At 69.2% G+C, this 19,685-nt stretch carries 22 protein-coding genes; 13 read left to right on the top strand and 9 right to left on the bottom strand.

The features are described from left to right. Nucleotides 1–6 precede the first annotated feature (6 nt). On the bottom strand, nt 7–513 hold the full coding sequence (locus tag E8A12_RS13000) for a recombinase family protein (RefSeq protein ID WP_293369347.1): 507 nt from the start codon (nt 511–513) through the stop codon (nt 7–9). A 118-nt stretch (nt 514–631) separates the two neighbouring features. Further along, complete coding sequence (locus E8A12_RS12995; RefSeq protein WP_293369345.1) at nt 632–1,204, bottom strand: GNAT family N-acetyltransferase; 573 nt, start codon at nt 1,202–1,204, stop codon at nt 632–634. A gap of 32 nt (nt 1,205–1,236) precedes the next feature. Here E8A12_RS12995 and E8A12_RS12990 point away from each other — a divergent pair, with 32 nt between their 5' ends. The 5 genes from E8A12_RS12990 (at nt 1,237) to dxs (ending at nt 5,922) form a co-directional block, all read left to right on the top strand. After that, nucleotides 1,237–2,160 carry a histone deacetylase family protein gene (locus E8A12_RS12990; protein ID WP_293369343.1) on the top strand — a complete coding sequence of 308 codons (924 nt, stop codon included), beginning with the start codon at nt 1,237–1,239 and terminating at the stop codon, nt 2,158–2,160. Nucleotides 2,161–2,232: 72 nt separating this feature from the next. Further along, a complete protein-coding gene (locus tag E8A12_RS12985; protein ID WP_293369341.1) occupies nt 2,233–2,847 on the top strand; it encodes a histidine phosphatase family protein in 615 nt (204 codons plus the stop codon). Between the two features lie 9 nt (nt 2,848–2,856). Next, the gene (locus tag E8A12_RS12980; protein WP_293369339.1) at nt 2,857–3,099 is read left to right on the top strand and encodes an exodeoxyribonuclease VII small subunit; all 243 of its coding nucleotides are present in this window, start codon (nt 2,857–2,859) and stop codon (nt 3,097–3,099) included. After that, nucleotides 3,099–3,983 (top strand): polyprenyl synthetase family protein, encoded by an 885-nt coding sequence (locus tag E8A12_RS12975; protein WP_293369337.1) that lies wholly within the window; start codon nt 3,099–3,101, stop codon nt 3,981–3,983. Before E8A12_RS12980 ends, E8A12_RS12975 begins: the two co-directional genes overlap by 1 nt. Nucleotides 3,984–4,008: 25 nt before the next feature. Then, nucleotides 4,009–5,922: a 1-deoxy-D-xylulose-5-phosphate synthase gene (dxs, locus tag E8A12_RS12970; protein ID WP_293369335.1), complete on the top strand. Its 1,914-nt coding sequence runs from the start codon at nt 4,009–4,011 to the stop codon at nt 5,920–5,922. On the opposite strand, the gene E8A12_RS12965 is transcribed toward dxs, so the two are convergent. The 6 genes from E8A12_RS12965 to flgF form a co-directional block, all read right to left on the bottom strand. Next, nucleotides 5,919–7,031, bottom strand: coding sequence for an alpha/beta hydrolase-fold protein (locus E8A12_RS12965; protein WP_293369334.1), 1,113 nt, complete (start codon nt 7,029–7,031; stop codon nt 5,919–5,921). The two genes, dxs and E8A12_RS12965, sit on opposite strands and share 4 nt — an antisense overlap. 96 nt (nt 7,032–7,127) lie before the next feature. Next, a complete protein-coding gene (locus tag E8A12_RS12960) occupies nt 7,128–7,589 on the bottom strand; it encodes a hypothetical protein (RefSeq protein WP_293369333.1) in 462 nt (153 codons plus the stop codon). 19 nt (nt 7,590–7,608) lie between these two features. After that, nucleotides 7,609–8,343 (bottom strand): flagellar basal body L-ring protein FlgH, encoded by a 735-nt coding sequence (flgH, locus tag E8A12_RS12955; protein ID WP_293369332.1) that lies wholly within the window; start codon nt 8,341–8,343, stop codon nt 7,609–7,611. 14 nt (nt 8,344–8,357) lie between these two features. Beyond that, complete coding sequence (gene flgA / locus E8A12_RS12950; RefSeq protein WP_293369331.1) at nt 8,358–9,137, bottom strand: flagellar basal body P-ring formation chaperone FlgA; 780 nt, start codon at nt 9,135–9,137, stop codon at nt 8,358–8,360. 4 nt (nt 9,138–9,141) lie between these two features. Beyond that, nucleotides 9,142–9,930 (bottom strand): flagellar basal-body rod protein FlgG, encoded by a 789-nt coding sequence (flgG, locus tag E8A12_RS12945; protein ID WP_293369330.1) that lies wholly within the window; start codon nt 9,928–9,930, stop codon nt 9,142–9,144. 14 nt (nt 9,931–9,944) lie between these two features. After that, on the bottom strand, nt 9,945–10,685 hold the full coding sequence (gene flgF / locus E8A12_RS12940; RefSeq protein ID WP_293369329.1) for a flagellar basal-body rod protein FlgF: 741 nt from the start codon (nt 10,683–10,685) through the stop codon (nt 9,945–9,947). A gap of 219 nt (nt 10,686–10,904) precedes the next feature. On the opposite strand from flgF, the gene E8A12_RS12935 reads away from it, so the two are divergent. From E8A12_RS12935 to E8A12_RS12915, 5 genes are read left to right on the top strand one after another with little or no spacing between them, the layout of a single operon-like run. Next, nucleotides 10,905–11,501 (top strand): flagellar basal body-associated FliL family protein, encoded by a 597-nt coding sequence (locus tag E8A12_RS12935; protein ID WP_293369328.1) that lies wholly within the window; start codon nt 10,905–10,907, stop codon nt 11,499–11,501. 36 nt (nt 11,502–11,537) lie between these two features. Beyond that, the gene (fliM, locus tag E8A12_RS12930) at nt 11,538–12,620 is read left to right on the top strand and encodes a flagellar motor switch protein FliM (protein WP_293369327.1); all 1,083 of its coding nucleotides are present in this window, start codon (nt 11,538–11,540) and stop codon (nt 12,618–12,620) included. Further along, entirely contained in the window at nt 12,617–13,162 is a 546-nt protein-coding gene (locus E8A12_RS12925; RefSeq protein ID WP_293369326.1) for a DUF6468 domain-containing protein, read from the top strand. The genes fliM and E8A12_RS12925 overlap by 4 nt, the downstream gene beginning before the upstream one ends. A 5-nt stretch (nt 13,163–13,167) precedes the next feature. Next, nucleotides 13,168–14,157, top strand: coding sequence for a MotE family protein (locus E8A12_RS12920; protein WP_363212106.1), 990 nt, complete (start codon nt 13,168–13,170; stop codon nt 14,155–14,157). 4 nt (nt 14,158–14,161) lie between these two features. Continuing rightward, the gene (locus E8A12_RS12915) at nt 14,162–17,077 is read left to right on the top strand and encodes a tetratricopeptide repeat protein (RefSeq protein ID WP_293369324.1); all 2,916 of its coding nucleotides are present in this window, start codon (nt 14,162–14,164) and stop codon (nt 17,075–17,077) included. Between the two features lie 60 nt (nt 17,078–17,137). Here E8A12_RS12915 and E8A12_RS12910 read toward each other — a convergent pair whose 3' ends face one another. After that, nucleotides 17,138–17,842, bottom strand: coding sequence for a hypothetical protein (locus tag E8A12_RS12910; RefSeq protein WP_293369323.1), 705 nt, complete (start codon nt 17,840–17,842; stop codon nt 17,138–17,140). Between the two features lie 137 nt (nt 17,843–17,979). On the opposite strand from E8A12_RS12910, the gene E8A12_RS12905 reads away from it, so the two are divergent. From E8A12_RS12905 to E8A12_RS12895, 3 genes are all read left to right on the top strand, one after another. After that, nucleotides 17,980–18,252 carry a PadR family transcriptional regulator gene (locus tag E8A12_RS12905; protein WP_293369322.1) on the top strand — a complete coding sequence of 91 codons (273 nt, stop codon included), beginning with the start codon at nt 17,980–17,982 and terminating at the stop codon, nt 18,250–18,252. 89 nt (nt 18,253–18,341) lie between these two features. Further along, nucleotides 18,342–18,770, top strand: coding sequence for a hypothetical protein (locus E8A12_RS12900; RefSeq protein WP_293369321.1), 429 nt, complete (start codon nt 18,342–18,344; stop codon nt 18,768–18,770). A 17-nt stretch (nt 18,771–18,787) separates the two neighbouring features. Next, on the top strand, nt 18,788–19,685 hold an 898-nt coding region (locus E8A12_RS12895; protein ID WP_293369320.1), incomplete at its 3' end, for a DUF5074 domain-containing protein.

Genomic DNA, 19,685 nt, shown 5'->3' with positions numbered 1-19,685 from the left:
CAGGGTCTAGGCGCAGCGCTCCAGCGCCTTCAGCTTGCGCCAGACGGTCATGCGCGATACGCCGAGGCGCCTGGCGATCTCCACCGGACCGACCCCGGCGCGTTGCAGGTCACGGATTTCCTGCGCCGCGGCGGCGCGCCTTGGCTTCGCGGCAGTCAGCGGCTCCAGCGCCGCGACCGCCTCAAGCGCCGCGCGCAGCGCTGGCCCGCCCGGGCCGCGGCTGGACAGGGCGGGGTCGAGCACCTGCAGGGCCGCGCCACGCTCTTCGAGCCGTTGCAACACCTGCAGCATGGCGAGCCCGCTGTCGCCCAGCTGATCCAGCCGGGCCACCACCAACTCGTCGCCAGCGCCCAGGTCGTCAAGGATGGCGTTCAGCACCGGATCGCCGCCGCGACCAGCCAGACTCTCGGTGCGCACCGCCTGGCAGCCGAGCGCGCCCAGCCGCGCGGCCTCCGCCGCAAGATCGCCTCCGAACTCGGCGGGCCTCAGCCGCAGATAGCCGATCCTGAGCATGTCCCCGCCGCGCCTGGCCTCCGAAGCGAGACCGGCCGACAGGGTCCCAAAAGCAGAGCTTCAGGCCAAGCGCTGATTGGTTAAATCTCCGCAATATTCAACCGCTTACGGGGCTGAATCAGGCGATATTGTGTTCGTTTGACGCCGAATTCGCGGTCGGAGCGGCAAGGTCCGCCCCGTGTCGCCTGAGAATGTATTCGTGGTCGACTGTATCGCCCACGGCGAAGCCGTATTCGCCGACCTTCTCGAAGCCGTGGCGGCCATAGAACCGCTGGGCGCCGTGGTTCTCCGACCAGACGCCGAGCCAGACGGCGCGGGGGCCCGTGGCCTGAAGCCAGGCCATGGTCTCGGCGAACAGGCGCGCGCCCAGGCCGCCGTTCTGCCAGGCCGTCTTCAGATAGATGCGCTTCAGCTCGCCGCAGGCCGGCGTCACCTCGGGATGCGGCAGGCCGCAGGGGCCGGCGAGCGCATAACCCACCACCGCGTCGCCCGCCTCGACGATCCATGAGGCCTTGGCCGGGTGGGCGAGGTCGGCGCGGGTGCGATCCAGGTTGTAGGCCTCCGCCAGGAAGGTCTGCAGGTCGCTTGGCGGGTAAAGATGGCCGAAGGTCTCGACGAAGGTCTCGGCGCCGATGGCGGACAGGGCTTCGGCGTCGGCGGCGCTGGCGCGTCGGATCGAAGGTTCAGGCATCGGCGGTCGTGGAATCTACGCTAGGATGGGGCATGACTGTCGCGCTCTACACCCATCTGGATATGCTCGACCACCGTCCGGGCGACCGCCACCCCGAACGGCCCGAGCGGCTGGCGGCGGTGACCGCCGCCCTGGCCGACAGCGACCTGCGGCTCGCGCCCCACGACGCGCCGCTGGTTGCAGACGCCGATCTGGCCGCCGTCCATGGCCAAGCCTATCTGGACGCCATCTTCGCCGCCCGTCCGGGCGAGCGGCCGCTGAAGCTCGACGAGGACACCTTCATGTCGGCCGGCAGCCTGAGCGCCGCGCGCCGCGCGGCCGGGGCCGTGGTCGCCGCCGTGCGCGACGTGGCCGCCGGGGAGACCCAGCGTGCGTTCTGCGCCGTGCGCCCGCCGGGCCACCACGCCGAGCCGGGTCTGCCCATGGGGTTCTGCATCTTCTCCAACGTGGCGGTGGCCGCACGCGCCGCCCAGGCCGCCGGCCTGAACAAGGTCGCCGTCGTCGATTTCGACGTCCACCACGGCAACGGCACCCAGGCCGCCATCAATGGCCGCGACGGCCTGTTCCTCGCCTCGATCCAGCAGTGGCCGATGTGGCCGGGCACCGGACATCCGGATGAGCCGGTCTCGGCCAATATCGCCAACGCCGTCTCGCCGGAGGGCGCGCCGCGCGAGGTCTGGCGCAGGGCCTTCGAGAGCCTGATGCCGCGCGTCGACGCCTTCGCTCCGGACCTGATCATCGTCTCCGCCGGCTTCGACGCCCATGTGCGCGATCCGCTGGGCGGCGGCGGCCAGGCGCTGGAGGCGGAGGACTTCGCCTGGGCCACGCGGGCGATCTCCGACGTGGCCAACCGCCACGCCAAGGGCCGGGTTGTGTCCTCGCTTGAGGGCGGCTACGACCTGCAGGCTCTGGGCTCGTCGGCGCTCGCGCACGTACGCGCCCTTGCCGAGGGATAGGCCCATCTTGGGGGTTAGGGACCGACGGGTGAGGGGCTGTTCGCCAGCGGTTCGGATGGGCTGGCCCGCGCTTTGACCGGGGAGACTCCCGATCCGCCGAAGTCCGGTGCGCCCCCCAAGGGCGTCATCACGCTGGCGCGCCACGGCGAGCCGGCGCTGTCGCGCAGGGTGAAGCTGTCGGCGACGGAATACCGCGAGTTCTGGGCCCGCTACGAGATCATGGGCCTGCTTCCCGGCCAGACGCCGCCACCGGGCTTGAGCGGCTATGTCGACCGCTGCGACGTCCTGATCTCGTCGACCCGCCTGCGGGCCATCGAGAGCGCGCAGCTGGTGGGACGGGGCCGGGACTTCACGCCGGACGTGCTGCTGGTCGAGGCGCCATTGCCGCCGCCCAACTGGCCGGACTGGATCCGTCTGTCGCCGCGGCTGTGGGGCTTCTTCGCGCGGTTCTGGTGGTGGTTCTTCAACCACCACGAGGGCCAGGAGACGCGCGCCCAGGCCGAGGGGCGCGCCGACCGGGCCGCGGCCCGCCTCGATGAGCTGGCGCGGAGCGGCCAGAACGTCGTCGTCCTGGCCCACGGCTTCTTCAATATGATGATCACCCGCTCCCTGCGCCGCCTCGGATGGCGTCAGACCGTGCGCGAGGGCTACAAATACTGGTCGACGCGGCGCTTCGAGCGGTTCTAGGAAGGCGCCATGTCCGAACCTGCCGACATCGCCACCCTCAGCTTCGAACAGGCCCTGGCCGAGCTCGAGCAGATCGTCGCACGGCTGGAGAGCGGCCAGGCGCCGCTGGAGGCCTCGATCGCCATGTATGAACGGGGTGCGGCGCTCAAGGCCCATTGCGAGACCCGGCTTGAGGCTGCGCGTCTGCGCGTGGAGAAGATCGTCGTGGGCGCAGGCGGAGCGCCGGGAGTCGAACCCGCTGAGTTCAGCTGATGGGCCAATCCCTCGCCCAGCGCGTGGCCGAGGCGGCCGACCTGGTGACGGTGGCGCTCGATGAGCTGCTGCCGCGCGCCGAAGGCCCGGAGGCTCAACTCACCGAGGCCATGCGCTACTCGGCGCTCGGGCCCGGCAAGCGTCTGCGGGCCTATTTCGCCATCGAGACCAGCAAGATGTTCGACGTGGCGGAGCGTTCGGCTTTGCGCGCGGCCTGCGCGCTGGAGTGCATCCACGCCTACAGCCTGATCCACGACGACCTGCCCAGCATGGACGACGACGACATGCGCCGCGGCCGGCCCAGCCTGCACAAGGCTTATGATGAAGCGACCGCCATCCTGGCTGGCGATGCGCTGCAGACCGCGGCCTTCGAGATCCTGGCCCACCCCGACACGCATCCGGACGGGTCGGTTCGCGCCGAGCTGGTCATGCGACTCGCCCAGGCGTCGGGCGCCAAGGGCATGGCCGGCGGCCAGATGATCGACATCCTTGGGGTGCGCGATGACCTGGGCGGCGTGGCGCGGATGCAACGGTTGAAGACCGGCGCGCTGATCGCCTGCGCCTTCGAGCTGCCGCTGGTGCTGGCGCGGGCCAAGGATTCGGAGCGCCACGCCCTGATGGCCTTCGCTCACGACCTCGGCCTGGCCTACCAGATCGTCGACGACCTGCTGGACGCCGAGGGCGACGCGGAGACGCTCGGCAAGGCGGTGGGCAAGGACGCGGGCAAGGGTAAGGCCAACTTCGTCACCCTGCTCGGCGTCGCGGCGTCGCGCGAGCGTCTGACCCTGCTCACTGACCAGACAAAGGCGCATCTGGAGTCCTTTGGCGTAGCGGCCGATTTCCTGCGGGCGAGCGTCGATTTCGTGTTAGAGCGCCGAAACTAGTTCCCGTCCGCGGTCCGCTTTGCCCATGCCCTCCACGCCTCTGCTCGACACCGTCAAATCGCCCGCCGACACGCGGGGACTATCGATCGCCGAGCTCAGACAACTGGCCGATGAACTGCGGGTCGAGACCATCGACGCGGTCTCGCAGACGGGCGGTCACCTGGGCGCGGGCCTGGGTGTGGTCGAACTCACCGTGGCCCTGCACCATGTCTATGAGACGCCCAAGGACATCCTGATCTGGGACGTCGGGCACCAGGCCTATCCGCACAAGATCCTCACCGGCCGGCGCGACCGCATCCGCACCCTGCGCCAGGGCGGCGGCCTGTCCGGCTTCACCAAGCGCGCGGAAAGTCCCTACGACCCGTTCGGCGCCGCGCACGCGGCGACCTCGATTTCAGCGGCGCTCGGCTTTGCGGCGGCCCGCGACCGGAAAGGCGAGGACAACCGCGTCGTGGCCGTGATCGGCGACGGCTCGATGAGCGCCGGCATGGCTTATGAGGCGATGAACCAGGCCTGCGAGACCACCCAGCAGCTGACCGTCATCCTCAACGACAACGACATGTCGATCGCCCCGCCGGTGGGGGGGATGAGCGCCTACATGGCCCGTCTGGTCTCCGGCGGCGGCTATCAGTCGCTGCGCAAGGTCGGCAAGACCGTGGCCAAAGCCCTGCCAAGACCCATGCGCGAGGCCGCCCGCAAGGCCGAGGAATACGCCCGCGGCATGGTGACCGGCGGCACCCTCTTTGAAGAGCTGGGCTTCTACTACGTGGGCCCGATCGACGGCCACGACATGGACGCCCTGGTCCACGTGCTGAAGAACGCCCGCGATATCACCGACCGTCCGGTCCTGGTCCACGTGGTCACCCAGAAGGGCAAGGGCTACGCGCCGGCAGAGAGCTCGGCCGACAAGCTGCATGCCGTGGTCAAGTTCGACGTGGTGACCGGCCAGCAAGCCAAGGCCCAGGCGACCGCGCCGAGCTACACGAAGGTCTTCGCCCAGGAGCTGATCAAGCGCGCCGAGATCGACCCGAAGATCGTGGCGATCACCGCGGCCATGCCCTCCGGCACCGGCCTCGACCTCTTCCAGCAGCGCTTCCCGGAGCGGACCTACGACGTCGGCATCGCCGAGCAGCACGCGGTGACCTTCGCCGCGGGCATGGCCGCCGACGGCATGAAACCGTTCGCGACGATCTATTCGACGTTCCTGCAGCGCGGCTACGACCAGGTGGTCCACGACGTGGCGATCCAGCGCCTGCCGGTGCGCTTCGCCATGGACCGCGCGGGGCTGGTGGGCGCCGACGGGCCAACGCACGCCGGGTCCTTCGACATCGGTTTCATGGGCGCGCTGCCGGGCATGGTGCTGATGGGCCCGGCCGACGAGGCCGAGCTGGCCCGCGCCGTGGCCACGGCGGTCGAGATCGACGACCGCCCGTCGGCCTTCCGTTATCCGCGCGGCGAGGGCACCGGCGTCGAAATCCCGGCGCTGGCCGAACCCTATGAGATCGGCAAGGGCCGCATCCTGCGCGAGGGGACTGCGGTGGCCATCCTGTCGTTTGGCACGCGGCTGGCCGAAGCCCTGAAGGCCGCCGACATGCTGGCCGCGCGGGGCCTCTCCGCGACCGTGGCCGACGCCCGCTTCGCAAAGCCCCTCGATGTCCAGCTGCTGCTGCGGCTGGCCCGCGAGCACGAGGCGCTGATCACGGTGGAAGAGGGCGCGGTGGGCGGCTTCGGCGCCTTCGTCCTGCAGACATTGGCCGAGCACGGCGCGCTCGACCGTGGCTTGAAGGTTCGCCCCCTGGTTCTGCCCGACATCTTCCAGGACCAGGACAAGCCCGAGGTCATGTACGCCCAGGCTGGCCTCGACGCCGAGGGCATCGTCCGCGCGGCGCTGGGGGCTCTGGGCATGGACAACGCCATCGCCAAGGGCTGGCGCGCTTAGGGCTTCGCCTTCTCGCGCTCGGCTCGCATCGTCCCGCCATCGACGCCGGCCAAGGTCGCGCCCGTCGCATCGAAGGTGATGTTGGCGTCCACGGTCGGCGTGAAGAAGCGATCGGGGCCGTTCTGCAGCAGACCGATCGGCGGAAATCCTGCCACGTGGCCGTACAGGCCCCCCTCCTTGTCGGTTGTGATCGAGAACGGCCGACCATCGGGCAGGCGATAGTCGCCGACGTATTTCGCCATGGTCGCGTCGGGCAGCCTGGCCTGGTAGGCGCCGAGCGGCGCGCCCGGCGGCAGCACATGCGGGAAGCCGTCCGTCACCAGCCGCGGGTAGTAGGAGAGGTGGGTCTCGCTCTTGTAGATTTGGGCCTTCAGGATCACGCCCGGCTGGCCTTTCAGCGCCTTCAGCAGGCCATTGTAGCCGTCGGTCATGGTGGATCCGCCGCCCGGCTTGCCCGCGCCCTCCTTCTCGCCGACGGTCAGGTAGACGCGCTGGCCGTGGGCCTTGGGCGCGGCGGCGGCCACGCGGGCGATCAGGGCCGGGTCGGCCCAGGCCGAGGCGCTGCCGATGATGTAGCCGTAGAAGGCGTCCGGCTTGTCGGCGAAGACGTTGGCGGCGAACAGGCCTCCGAACGAGTGGCCGAACAGCACCGAGCGCGCCGGATCGGCGGGGAATTTCGCCTCGATGAACGGCTTCAGGTCCTCCAGCAGGAAGGCCTCGAAGGCCGCGCCGCCGCCGCCGTAAGTCGCGCCGTGGTCGGTTACCTTGTTGTGCAGCAGGTCGGTGTTGCGGAACAGCGCCTGCCCCGGCAGGTAGCCGACGCTGACGATGATCGCCGGCTCCATCGCCCCGGTGTTGCTGAGCACCACGCCCTGCGGACCTGCCAGGCCATAGCCGCTATCCAGGGCATAGATGGCCGGCAGCTTCTGTCCCGGCAGGAAGGCGATCGCCCCAGGCGTGTTCACCGTCACCGTGAAATCGCGGCCGATCCGGTCGGAATGCAGCACGAAGCGGCTGTAGCCGGGCTGCACCGGCGGATTGTCAGAGACGACCTTCAGCGGCTCGGCGCGCGCCGGCGCGCCGAGCGCCAGGGTGAGTCCAACAAGCACGAACGCAGCAAAGCTCCAGCGCATCTCTGCAGTCCCCCGACCCGTCCTGGGCCACAGGAAACTATGCCGGTACTCCAAGCTGTCAAACGCGCGGCCCTACGGCCGGCAGGCCGCGATGAAGTCGTGGGCCTGCGCGAAGCTGTTCGGCAGGATCATCCGCCTCCTACCCAGAACAACCGCCAGTTCGCCCGTGTCGGCCACCCGCGCCAGCACCGGATCGTCGGCGCGGAGCTGGAACTGGATGTCTAGGGCGCCGAGGCTTTCATCGTCTCCGCGCCCCGCGCCCTCGTAGCGCTTCCAGAGTTTCCCGGAATGCAGCTCCACGACGGCCGGATCGCCCTGCCGCCCGACGATCATCAGGCGTACCTCGCCCGAGTGCGGCTGGCATAGGGCCATCAGGTGAAGGTGGTCCGTATCGGGGACCCCCAGGACGAGCTTGGCGCCCTCCTGGCGGTCCTCGCTGAAGAACCAGGACATGCGTTCGCGGTGCGTGGCGCAGCCGCCGAGCGCGACCGTGAGCGCGACCGCGACCGCGAGCCATGCCATTGAGCCGCGCATCGGTTGGATCTCCAGCGCCTTAGAAGGGCCAGAACTTCTCGAACAGCGACTGGCCGGCCGGGGTCTTCTGGACGCGGGCGATGTCGCCGCGGCCGCCGTAGTTGATCCGCGCCTCGGCGATCTGGGTGTGCAGGATGGTGTTGTTGGCGGAGATGTCCTCCGGCCGCACGATGCCGGCGACGGTCAGCTGGCGCACGTCGGTGTTGGTCTTCACTTCCTGGGTGCCCTGGATCACCAGGTTGCCGTTGGGCAGCACCGCGGAGACCACCGCAGCGATGGTCAGGCTGATCTGCTCCTGACGATTCACCGCGCCGACGCCATCGTTGCTGGTCTTCGAGTTGGTCGAGATCGCGGTGGCCGGATTGAAGGCGCTGGGCAGAATTTTCCCCAGCGTCGATTCCAGGCCCAGCAGGTTCGGGATGCCGGCGGTGGTGCTCGAGGTGCGCCCGGCGGTCGTCTCGTTGCTGGTCTTGGCGGAGTCGTTGATGTTGATCAGCACGGTGAGGATGTCGCCGACCTTGGCCGCGCGCTGGTCGTTGAAGAAGGTCCGCGCGCCATTCCGCCACAGGGAGTTGGCGGTCGCCGGAACCGGGGCGTTGGCCTGGGCGATGATTTTCTGATCCAGCGGCGCCAGAGCGGCGGGATAACCCACCGGGGCCAGTTCGGGGCCCTTCACGGCCTCCTTGATGCTGGAACAGGCGCCCAGGGGGGCGAGCACGAGCAGGGCGGCGGCGGTGGCGAAACGGGTGCGCATGGAGCGGATTCCTCTTAACGGGCGGCGTAGCGGAGTGAGCGGGCGGTCTTGATGTCCTGGGCGGCCGGGCCCACCACGGCCTGGCCGGGTCCGGTCACCATCGCCTGGAGCGTCTTCTTGGACTGGGGGTTGAGCACGGGCAGGGACTCGCCGACGCCGGCGGTCGCCAGCGCCTTGCCCTCGAGCGAGAGCGAGATGCCGTCGGCCTCGAAGGTGACGGTGATGACGTCGCCAGCCTTGATGACGGCGGCGGCCCCTATGTCGCGGGCCAGCACCACGGCGCCGGAGCGGACCGGCCGCTTGGCGACCTGGCCGATGACGGACGCGGCGTCGGAGGGGCTGTCCGCGGCGGCGGCGGCGACCTTGACCCAGGCCAGGTCGGTGGGCTGCACGATTTCGCCGGCGTTCAGGCTGCGGGTGTAGGTCAGGACCTCGACATTGCCGCGCACGACGCTGGTGGGGCCGTCGGAGCGGCCCAGGCCCGAGGGGCTGGAGCTGCTGGAGCTGCTGGAGACGCCGGCGTGCACTACGATCTTGCGCAGGCCGCCCGGATTGTCCCACTCGAGACCCGCGCGGCGGGCGGCGGCCTGGACGGCGACTGCATCGAGCACAACCGTCTGGCCGTTGCGTTGGGCCACGCCGATCCGGGCGGCGGCGCCGGCGCCTTCGAACAGGTCGCCCAGGGTGACGGTGGCGTCGCTGCTGGCGGTGTCGGCCCGCAGGCTGACAGCCTGGCCGGCGAAGGCCGGGCCGGCCAGCGCTGCGGCGGCGAGTAGGGTCAGGGCGAAACGCATGCCCCTAGGACTTCATCTGGTTGGTGACGCCGAGCATGTTGTCGGCGGTGGAGATGACCTTGGAGTTCATCTCGTAGGCGCGCTGGGCGACGATCAGGGAGGTGATCTCCGTCACCGGGTCGACGTTGGAGGCCTCAGTGTAGCCCTGGGTCAGGGTGCCCAGCCCCTGGACGCCGGGAACGCCGGTGACCGGAGCGCCGGAGGCGCCGGTCTCGAGGAAGAGGTTGGCGCCCTGGGCGGACAGGCCGCCCTCGTTCATGAAGCTGGCGAGCTCAAGCTGGCCGACCACCGTCGGGGTCGGCGTGCCCGGCTGGGTCACCTGCACCTGGCCCGACGCCGAGATGGTGACCGCCGTCGCAGTCTGCGGGATCGAGATCGCCGGCTGCACCTGGTAGCCGTCCTGGGTGACGAGCTGGCCCTGGTCGTTGACCGAGAAGTTGCCGGCCCGGGTGTAGGCGATGTCGCCGGTGGGCGTCAGCACCTGGAAGAAGCCGCGGCCGTTGATCGCCAGGTCGTACTGGTTGCCGGTCTGGGTCAGCGCCCCCTGGGTGCCGATCCGGTAGACCGAGCCCGTCTTGACGCCGGCGCCCACCTGGATGCCGGTCGGGACGATGGTGCCCTGGTCGGAGGACTGCGCCCCGGCCGTCTCCAGGGTCTGGTAGAGCAGGTCCTGGAACTCGGCGCGCTGCTTCTTGTAGCCGACCGTGTTCATGTTCGCGATGTTGTTGGAGATGACCTCGACGTTGAGGTCCTGCGCGGCCATCCCGGTCGCGGCGGTCCGAAGAGCTTGCATGGCTCAGATCCTCACTAGTTCGCTTTGCCGAGCCGCGACACAGAGGTGCGCGACAGGTCGGCTTCGGCAGAAATCATTTGGGAGACAGATTCGTAGGCCCGGCTGACGTCGATCATCTTGGTGATCTGCAGGATCGGGTTGACGTTGGAGTTCTCCAGCATCCCCTGGCGCAGCTTGGCGTCGGGAGCGGCCACCGCGGTCTGGTTGGACGAGTTCTGGTAGTAGTTGTTGCCGGTCTTCTCGAGCGCCGACAGGCTGTCGAACTTGTAGACGCCGAGCTTGCCGATCCGCTCCTTGCCCTGGCTGACCACGCCGTCGGGCGTGATGGTGATCTCGCCGGGCTTTTGCGGGTCGACGGTGATCGTGCCGCCGCCGTCGTCGGCGACCGGATCGCCGGACTGGGTGGTGATGACGCCGCTTGAGTCGGTGCGAAGGTGGCCGTCGCGGGTGTAGCGGTCGCCGTCCTTGGTGGTCACCTTCAGGAAGCCCTGGCCCTCGATGCCCACGTCGAGCGAGGCGTCGGTGCGGCGCAGGCCGCCCTGGCTGAAGTCGCGGGCCACGCCGTCGGCGCCCACGAACTTCACCGGCCTCGGACCGCCCTGGGTGAAGGCGGGCGCGCCGGGGACCGTCCTGGTCATCAGGGATTCAAACTTGAATCCGGTGGTGTCGGCGTTGGCGATGTTGTTGGCGACGATGTCCAGCTGGCGCTTGAGCACCATCTGGTTCGACAGTCCGACGTATTGGGCGTTGTCCATGGAATCCTTGCAGGGTTGGACGCGACACTTTCGACGAACCAGGGCTGCAAGCTTCGGGCCAATTTGAAACCCGAACAAATTCAACAAATAAGAAAGTTAACGGGCGCGCGGCGGCGGAAAATGCCGGGCAGGCTTGTCACTCATTAACGTCCGTTAAAAACCGCGCGTTAACCAACATGGCCGCATGAGGGAGCGTGTAGGTTTCTAAGGAACGCGCGCGTGGCCGAAGACAAGGTCAAGGAGGCTCCCGAAGGGGAGGCCGCCGAAGGCGAAGAAGGCGAGGGCGCAAAGCCCAAGAAGAAGCTGCCGATGATGATGCTCATCGCCGGCGCGGCGGCGCTTGTCCTCGTGCTCGGCGGCGGCGGCGGAGCGGCCTACTTCGTTTTCCTGAAGCCCAAGCCCGAAGCGGCGGCCGGCAAGGACGGCAAGAAGAAGCCTGCGGCCAAGAAGAAGGGCGACAAGGACAAGAAGGACGACAAGACCGCCGCCCAGGTCCGCGAAGGCCCCGACGGGGTGCTGTTCTACACGATCCCCGATGTCGTCGTGAACATGCAGACCGCGGATGGGCGGCCGACCTTCCTGAAGCTGAAGCTGACCCTGGAACTGCCCGATCAGGCGACGGTCGACGAGCTCGAGCCGAACATGCCGAGGCTGCAGGACATGTTCCAGACCTTCCTGCGCGAGCTGCGCCCCGAGGACCTGTCCGGGTCACAGGGCTCCTTCCAGCTGCGCATGGAAATCCTGCGCCGGGTCAATCTGGTGATCGCCCCCTCCAAGGCCAACGCCGTCCTGATCGAGGAGATGCTGATCAACTAGCGCGCCTGTCGAAGGCGCCCGCGATCACAGTGACGCATGGCCGACGAACCCGAAGACAAAGCTGAAGAGATGGACGCCGCCGCCGGCGCCGAGAGCGAGGCCACGCCCGGTTGGGGCGACGACGGCGACGCCCAGTCGGAACGCATCCTCAATCAGGACGAGATCGACAGCCTGCTGGGCTTCGATCTCTCCGAGGAAGAGGGCGGCGAGCGCACCGGCATCCGCGCGATCATCAACTCGGCGCTGGTCTCCTACGAGCGCCTGCCGATGCTGGAGATCGTCTTCGACCGCCTGGTGCGGTTGATGACCACAAGCTTGCGGAACTTCACCTCCGACAACGTCGAAGTGAGCCTGGACAACATCTCGTCGATCCGCTTCGGCGACTACCTGAACTCGATCCCCTTGCCGGCGATCCTGTCGGTGTTCCGGGCCGAGGAGCTGAACAACTACGGTCTGCTGACGGTCGATTCCAACCTGATCTATTCGATCGTCGACGTGCTGCTCGGCGGCCGCCGCGGCACCGCGGCCATGCGGATCGAGGGCCGGCCCTACACCACCATCGAGCGCGTGCTGGTCCAGCGGATGGTCGAGGTGGTGCTGGCCGACGCCCGCGAGGCCTTCGAGCCCCTGACCCCGGTGACCTTCACCCTCGATCGCCTGGAAACCAACCCGCGCTTCGCCGCCATCGCGCGTCCCGCCAATGCGGCGATCCTGGTGAAGCTGCGGATCGACATGGAAGACCGCGGCGGGCGCATCGAACTGCTGTTGCCCTACGCGACGCTGGAACCTATCCGCAAGATGCTGCTGCAGCAGTTCATGGGCGAGAAATTCGGTCGCGACAACATCTGGGAAGGCCACTTGGCCACTGAGCTGTGGACCACCCAGATGGAGGTCCGCGCCGTCCTGGACGAGCAGCAGATGGGCCTCAAGAAGGTGCTCGACCTGAAGGTCGGCGACACCTTGATGCTGAACGCCACGCCCGACAGCCTGATCGAGCTGCGCGCCGGCGTCATCCCGCTCACCCGCGGCCGCATGGGCCGCCGCAACGCCCACATCGCCGTCCGCGTGGAGGCGCCGCTGACGCCCCACGCGCGGCAAGCCGTGACGAGGACCTCATGAGCTTGATCGGTCTGGCCATGAACGGGCTGCTGGCCGCGCTGTTGCTGGCCGCGCTGACGATGGGCTGGCGTCTGAACCGCCGGCTGAAGGCGCTGCGCGACAGCCACGAGGGCTTCGCCGCGGCGGTCATCGACCTGAACGCCGCCGCCTTGCGCGCCGAACAGGGCCTCGCCGACCTGCGCGCCGCCACTGACGAGGCCGTCGACCTGCTGGCCGACCGCATCGACAAGGGCCGCAGTCTCGCAATGAAGCTGGAGCGCCTGGTCGAACACGCCAATGTACCGCAGCGCGGCGCGCCGCCGCCCGTCCAGACGCCGGACGATCCGGTGGCCGAGCGCCGCCTGGGCGCCCTGCTGGCCGCCGCGCGCGAGATGCGCCCGGAACGCGCCATGCCCCCCCTGCGCGCCGCCGCCGCCGAGCGGGAGGCCAGCGAACGCTCGATGGTCGAGCGCCAGATCGCACGCGCGCGGCGCCTCGCCGAGGATGACCTCTTCGACGACGAGCCCCTGACCCTGAACGACGTCCGTGGAGTCCGCCGGTGAAGTCCATGCCCCGCATCCTGCCGCTGGTCGGCATCGCGCTTGGCGGCGTGCTGGCGATCAACGCGCTGGCCGGCGCCCGAGACCTGCCGGGCCTGCTCTCCGGCGCCAAGGCCTGGGCCGAGGACGCCGCCGCGCCAGCCAAACCGGCCAAGAAGGCCGCCGCCAAGAAATCTGCCGACGCCAAGCCGGCTGACGCCACAGCGGCCGCCGCGACCCCGGCTGCGCCCGCTCTCCCGGGCGCCGCCGCGCCTACCGGCGACGCCAAGGACGCCGCAGCCACGGCCGGCCTTCCGCCGCCGACCATTCAGCCCAAGGCCGTTTGCGCCCCCACGGCCGCGGAACTGGCCAAGGAAGCCGGCCTCTCGCCAGCCGAACTGCAAGTGCTGCAGAACCTGGGCGCCCGCCGTGGCCAGCTCGACCAGCGCGAGGAAGACCTCTCCACGCAACTCGCCCTGCTGGCCGCCGCCGAGACCAAGCTCGACGCCAAGACCAAGGTGCTGACCGCGCTGAAGTCCGACATCCAGGGCCTGCTGGCCCAGGCCGACGGCCGCGAGCAGTCCGAGGTCGACCGCCTGGTCAAGGTCTACGAGGGCATGAAGCCCAAGGACGCGGCCGCGCGGATGGCCATCCTCGACGACGGCGTGCGCCTGCCGATCGCCGCCAAGATGAAGGAGCGCGCGCTCTCCGCCATCGTCGGCCTGATGGCGCCTACGGACGCCAAGAAGCTCACTGAGTCCCTGGCCCACCGCTTCACCGCCGCCCAGACCCTGGCGCAGAACGCCTCGGCCCAGGCCGACGCCGCGGCCACCAAGACCGCGGTCGCCGACGACCCCAACGCCAAGCCTCCGGCGAAGGCCAAGCCGGCCCGGGCGGCCAAGAAGGCCGCGCCGCGCAAGAAGGCGCCCGATGACGCCACCGCCGCCGCTGATAAGCCGGCGGCTGACAAGCCCGCCGCAGCCGCGCCCGCCGCGCCGCCACCGGCCAAGGCCGGATAGCAGAATGAACCTGCGCCAGACCCTGCGCGCAGGTGTGGCGGCCATCGCCGTCGCCAGCGTCGTCGCGCCCGCCGGCGCGGCGACGTCGTCCATCGACGTGCGCGTCGCCCAGGCCGACGGATTCTCCCGAGTCGAGTTCCGCGGCGCGCCGGACGCCCAGGTCAAGAGGACCGGCCAGGTGCTGGTCTTCACCTTCCCGCGCGACGCCGACCCGGACATCGCGCGGTTGCACACCGCGCCGCCCAAGTGGATCAAGACCGCCGAGAAGAAGCACGTCGGCGGCCATCTGCAGCTGTCGCTGACCCTGACCGATGACGCCGACTACAAGGTGGGCTCAGCCGACGGCGCGACCTTCGTCAATGTCTTCCAGAAGCCGCCGCCGACGCCCGAGGAACTTGCCGCAGCCAAGGCCGCGCTCCCCGAGCCGGTGCGCCCCAACCCGGTCCCGGCCGGCGGCGTCGTGCGCATGGCCTCGAGCGTCAACAACGCCCAGGTGCAGTTCAGCTTCACCTGGGCCAATCCGGCCGGCGCCGCGGTGTTTCGCCGGGGCGACGCGATCTGGGTGGTGTTCGACGCCGCCGCGAACATCGACGTCGGCCATTCGCCTCGGGGGTTGATCCAGTACAGCGCCATCTCGTCCGTGAAGGGCGGCGACTATTCCGCGGTGCGGATCGAGGCCGCGCATGGCGTGCCGGTGTTCGCCTCGTCCATCGGCAACACCTGGACCATCGCGCTGGGGCCCGGCGACGAGGGCCCGCCCAGCGTCGTTCGCGTGGTGCGCGACGAGGCCGAAGGGCCCGCGACGCTGAAGGCCGCTGTGGCCGGGGCCACCCGGGTGGTGCAGATGGCCGATCCGCAGGCCGGCGACACCTTGGAGGTGGTCACCGCGCTCGGTCCCGCCAAGGGACTGCCCAGCCGCCGCGACTATGTGCAGATGGCGGTCCTGCCCTCGGTGCAGGGCCTGGCCATCGAGAGCCATATCGACGACCTGGAGGTCGCGCGAGACGGCGACATCGTCCACATCGGCCGCAAGGTCGGCCTGGCGCTCTCGCCCAGCTTCGCCACCCAGGAAGACGCCCGCCTGACGGTGGACGCGCCGAAGCCGGCGACCATGCCGGCCCTGATCGACGCCGACTGGGCCAAGACCGGGCCGAAGGGTTTCCTCGACCGCTATCACCACCTGCTGGACGCCGCGACGGTCGAGTCGGCCAACAAGGACAAGGCCGCGCCGGTGGGCGCGCGCATGGCGCTGGCCCGCTTCCTCGTCGGCTCCGAGCTGTCGTTCGAGGCCATCGGGGTGCTCAACGACACCGCCCGCGCCAGCCCTCAGGTGATCGACAATCCGGAGTTCCGCGGCCTGCGCGGCGTCGCCCGCGTGATGTCTCGCCGCTACAAGGAGGCCGACGCCGATTTCTCCGCGCCGGTCCTCGCCGAGGACCACTCGAGCGCGCTGTGGAAGTCCTACATCGCCAGCAAGATGGCCCAGTGGCCCGAAGCCCGCGCCCAGTTCGTCAGGGGCGCCGAGGCCTACAGCATGTTCTCGCCGACCTGGCGCGCGCGCTTCGCCCGCGCCGACGCCGAGGCGGCGTTGGCGCAGGGGGATTTGCCCAGCGCAGAGGCGCGCATCCACCTGGCGCTCGCCGACAAGACCGACGTCTACGAGGAGCTGGCCACCCGCCTGGTCCAGGCCCGCATCATCGAGCAGGAAGGCCACAAGGACCGGGCGCTCAGGATGTACGTGGCCATCGCCGGCGCGCCGCGGGAGTCGCTGTCCTCGCCGGCGTTGCTGCGCGCCACCCAGATCAAGTTGGAGATGGGCAAGGCCACGCCGGTCCAGGCGGCCGCCGTGTTCGACGGCCTGCGCTACCGCTGGCGCGGCGACGCCACCGAACTCGAGACCATCCGCGCCCTCGGCCAGCTCTATCTGAGCCAGGGCCGCTATCGAGAAGCCCTGGAGGCGCTGCGCTCGGCGGGCACCCGTTTGCCGGATCTGCCCGAGGCGCTGCAGCTCTCGTCCGACCTGCACGCGGCGTTCAACTCGCTGTTCCTGAGCGGCAGCGCCGACGGGCTGGAACCGGTGCAGGCGCTGGCCCTCTTCTATGACTTCAAGGAGCTAGCCCCGGAAGGCGCCGACGGCGACCTGATGGTGCGCAAGCTGGTGCGCCGGCTGGTGGACGTGGACCTGCTGGACCAGGCCGCAGAGCTTCTGAAATACCAGGCCGACTTCCGCCTCGACGGCGTGGCCAAGGCCCAGGTCTCCACGGATCTGGCGGTCATCTACCTGATGGACAAGAAGCCCGAGCAGGCGATCCAGGCGATCAACGGCTCGCGCACCACGGTGCTGCCCAATGCGCTGAACGCCGAGCGCCGGTTGGTCGAATCCCGCGCCTGGATGGGTGTCGGCAAATACGACACCGCGCTGGAAATCATCGAGAAGGACACCACCAAGGAGGGCCAGGACCTCCGCGCCGAGATCACCTGGAAGCAGAAGGATTGGGCCAAGGCCGGGCCGCAGTTCGAAAAGGCGCTGGGCGCCCGCTGGAAGGATCCGACGGCCCTCTCCGCCGACGACGAGGGTAAGCTGCTGCGCGCCGGTGTCGCCTACAGCCTGGCTGGGGATGACGCCGCCCTGACGCGGCTCTCGGGCCAGTACAAGGGCTTCTTCGATGCCGCCCACAATCCGGAGGCGCTGCGCATCGCGCTGACCGGGGTCTCCACCAATCGTCTGAGCGTCGCCGACTTCGGCCGGGTCAGCGCCGACAACGAGGCCTTCACCGGCTGGGTCGACAAGATGAAGGACCGCTTCAAGACGCGCCCCGCGCCCACCGGCCCCACCAAGGCCGCCCTCGCGCCCGCCGCGCCAGCCAAGCCCACGCCGGCCAAACAGGCCCAGGCGGCCACCGGCGCAGCCAAGGGCTAGGGCGTCGGGCGTTCCGAGCTTGCGAAAATGGGGGCGGGACGCCGCCTGCGGGCTCTGCGATCAGTAGTCCGCCTTCAACGCCAGGTAGAAGACCTGCCCGTCCGCGCCGCCTTGCTCCCATGAGGGGCCGGCGGAAGCGAGAATGGACCAGTGCTCCGTCACCTTGATTGTCGCGGCGAAATTCAAGGCGACATAGCCCGGTCCATCCACAGTGTCGCGGGTCTGGCCGTACACTTCCGCGCCGAGTTGCAGGGACTTGCTGATGGTCCGGTTCGCGGCGATGCCGCCTTGCCAGAAGTTCCGCTGGTCGGCCCCTGGATTGATCTGGTAGCCGCCGCCGCCGAACACCTGCCAGGGGCCGAAGTCCTTTTCCGCCCAGACCGGCAGAAACAGGCTCACGTGGCCGGTCCCAAAGCGATGATCGGTGGGCACGAAGACGCGCGGGAAGACGCTGACGTCGGGAACCCAGCTCTCGTCGTCGGCGTGGACGATCTTGGACTTCACGGCCAGCTCGATGACGCCCCCGCCGGCGCGAAACCCCTCGCCGGAGGAGCCCTCCGGATTGTCGAAGGCCAGCGGAAGGACGGCGGTGAGCTGGAGATCCTTGGCGCCGCCATAATTCAGATCAAGGCCGGCCTCACCGTCCAGCCCGCTCCGGTCGTGGGAGCCGGTGGCGAAGTTGTAGATCTCCCAGTGCCCCTCGTCGGTCGGCTGGGGATCGTCGGTGAGATAGGGAGGGCCGGCGACGGCTTGGCCCGCGAGCAAGGCTGAGCACACCGTCGCAAGACCGACACGAATGATGGGCAATACCATTGAGCTCACGCTGCTGTTGCACACTTATTCGACTTATGTAGACTTACGACGTGGTTCGCAATCGAGCTCCCTCCCGACAGACCCGCAGCGTGCTGGCCGCGCTGCTCGATCGCCCGACCGAGTGGCGCCATGGCTATGAACTGACCAAGGGTGCGCAACTGAGTTCGGGCACGCTATACCCCTTGCTGATCAGGCTGCACGAGCGCGGCCTGCTTGAGGCCCGCTGGATCGAACCCGACAAGCCGGGCCGTCCGCCGCGCCACGGGTATCGGCTGTCCGCGGCCGGTCTGGCCTGCGCTCGGTCGCTGGCGCTTGAGGACGCGTGGCCGGCGTCGCCGGTCGGCTCCGCGGTCCCGGCCTGATGGCGGCCTTGCGGCGATGGCTGGGGAACTTGTGCGCGCAAGCCGCTGCGAAGCGCATGCGTCGGCGCTATCCAGACTGGGCAGAAGCCATGCTCAACGAGCACACCAGCTTGGCGGGCGAGCAGGACCAGCTGAGCTGGGCCTTCGGCGCGCTCAGGGCCAGCTTCGTCCTGCCCGGCGAAGCGGACCCTTCCTACGCCGCCGTCCTTGCCGTCTCGCTAGCCGCCCTGACGCTCTACCAATGGAGCGCCGACGAGAGCGTCGTCACCCTGGCGATTCTCTGCCTGCTGGGTCTCGGACTGGGATTTCTTCGGCCAAGCCGGTTCCTGGTGTCGGGACTGGCGGTGGGCGTGGTGGTCGCGGCGGTGAACAGCTTTGAGACCGTGAGCGGCCTTCATCCGGCTTACGAGATCCACACGCACAGCCTGACGCACGACTTGCGCTGGCTTTTTCTTCTCGCGCCCGCCCTGGCGAGCAGCGCGGTCGGCCGGCGGGCCGTTCATAGCCTCGCCGCCTAGCAAAAAAGGAATACTCGATGCCGCGCTCCAGCCTTTCGACCCCGTGGGTCGCCACCGCCATGACGCTCCTCATGGCGGGCGCCGCCGGCGCGCAGACCCCGCCGCCGGCTTACGCCGAGGCCAAGAGCGTGCCGCTGGGCGCGCCAGACCGGTGGGACTATGTGGTGTTCGACGCCACGACCGGTCGCGTCTTCGTGGCCCATGGCGACAAGCTGGCGGTCGTTGACGCCAAGACCGGCGCCCTGGTGGGCCAGGTGGAAGGCATCGCCGGCGGCACCCACGGCACGGGCGTCTCGGCCGCCACCGGACAGGGCTTCACCGACAACGGCCGCGACGGACTGGCCGTCGCCTTCGACCTCAAGACGCTGAAAATCACCAAGCAGATTCCGGCCGACAAGGACGCCGACGCCATCGCCACCGATAAGGCCACGGGCCACGTCTTCGTCGTTGAGGGCGACCCGGGCGCGATCACCGTCATCGACCCCAAGACCGACCTCGCCGTCGCCACCATCAAGGCGGGCGAGAAGATGGAGTACGCCGCTGGCGACGGCCACGGGACGATCTACGTGGCGGGTGAGGAGAAGAAGGACCTCCTCAAGATCGACGCGCGCACGAACCAGGTCGTCGCCCGGTGGCCCACGCCGGACTGTGTCAGTCCGCACGGACTGGCGGTGGACGCGGTCAGCCAGCGTGTCTTCATGGGCTGCATCAATTCCAAGCTGATGGTGGTCGATGCGCGCTCCGGCAAGGTGGTGGCCGAGCTGGCCATTGGCCGAGGCAGCGACGCCATCGCCTTCGACCCCCAGCGCAAGCGTGTGTTCAGCTCCAACGGGCTCGACGGAACGATCAGTGTCTATCAGGAGGTCACTCCGGACACCTACAAGGACCTCGGCGCGGTGACGACCGCAGTCAGCG

Source organism: Phenylobacterium sp. (genome assembly GCF_004799395.1).
In the GTDB taxonomy this organism is placed as follows: domain Bacteria; phylum Pseudomonadota; class Alphaproteobacteria; order Caulobacterales; family Caulobacteraceae; genus Phenylobacterium.
This window is presented reverse-complemented; position numbering and strand designations above follow the sequence as displayed.

Bases quoted from the DNA above. Each gene is read 5' to 3' on its own strand.
- E8A12_RS13000 (WP_293369347.1), bottom strand. From the start codon at position 513: ATGCTCAGGATCGGCTATCTGCGGCTGAGGCCCGCCGAGTTCGGAGGC.
- E8A12_RS12995 (WP_293369345.1), bottom strand. From the start codon at position 1,204: ATGCCTGAACCTTCGATCCGACGCGCCAGCGCCGCCGACGCCGAAGCC.
- E8A12_RS12990 (WP_293369343.1), top strand. From the start codon at position 1,237: ATGACTGTCGCGCTCTACACCCATCTGGATATGCTCGACCACCGTCCG.
- E8A12_RS12980 (WP_293369339.1), top strand. From the start codon at position 2,857: ATGTCCGAACCTGCCGACATCGCCACCCTCAGCTTCGAACAGGCCCTG.
- E8A12_RS12975 (WP_293369337.1), top strand. From the start codon at position 3,099: ATGGGCCAATCCCTCGCCCAGCGCGTGGCCGAGGCGGCCGACCTGGTG.
- dxs (WP_293369335.1), top strand. From the start codon at position 4,009: ATGCCCTCCACGCCTCTGCTCGACACCGTCAAATCGCCCGCCGACACG.
- E8A12_RS12960 (WP_293369333.1), bottom strand. From the start codon at position 7,589: ATGCGCGGCTCAATGGCATGGCTCGCGGTCGCGGTCGCGCTCACGGTC.
- flgH (WP_293369332.1), bottom strand. From the start codon at position 8,343: ATGCGCACCCGTTTCGCCACCGCCGCCGCCCTGCTCGTGCTCGCCCCC.
- flgA (WP_293369331.1), bottom strand. From the start codon at position 9,137: ATGCGTTTCGCCCTGACCCTACTCGCCGCCGCAGCGCTGGCCGGCCCG.
- flgG (WP_293369330.1), bottom strand. From the start codon at position 9,930: ATGCAAGCTCTTCGGACCGCCGCGACCGGGATGGCCGCGCAGGACCTC.
- flgF (WP_293369329.1), bottom strand. From the start codon at position 10,685: ATGGACAACGCCCAATACGTCGGACTGTCGAACCAGATGGTGCTCAAG.
- fliM (WP_293369327.1), top strand. From the start codon at position 11,538: ATGGCCGACGAACCCGAAGACAAAGCTGAAGAGATGGACGCCGCCGCC.
- E8A12_RS12925 (WP_293369326.1), top strand. From the start codon at position 12,617: ATGAGCTTGATCGGTCTGGCCATGAACGGGCTGCTGGCCGCGCTGTTG.
- E8A12_RS12920 (WP_363212106.1), top strand. From the start codon at position 13,168: ATGCCCCGCATCCTGCCGCTGGTCGGCATCGCGCTTGGCGGCGTGCTG.
- E8A12_RS12915 (WP_293369324.1), top strand. From the start codon at position 14,162: ATGAACCTGCGCCAGACCCTGCGCGCAGGTGTGGCGGCCATCGCCGTC.
- E8A12_RS12900 (WP_293369321.1), top strand. From the start codon at position 18,342: ATGCTCAACGAGCACACCAGCTTGGCGGGCGAGCAGGACCAGCTGAGC.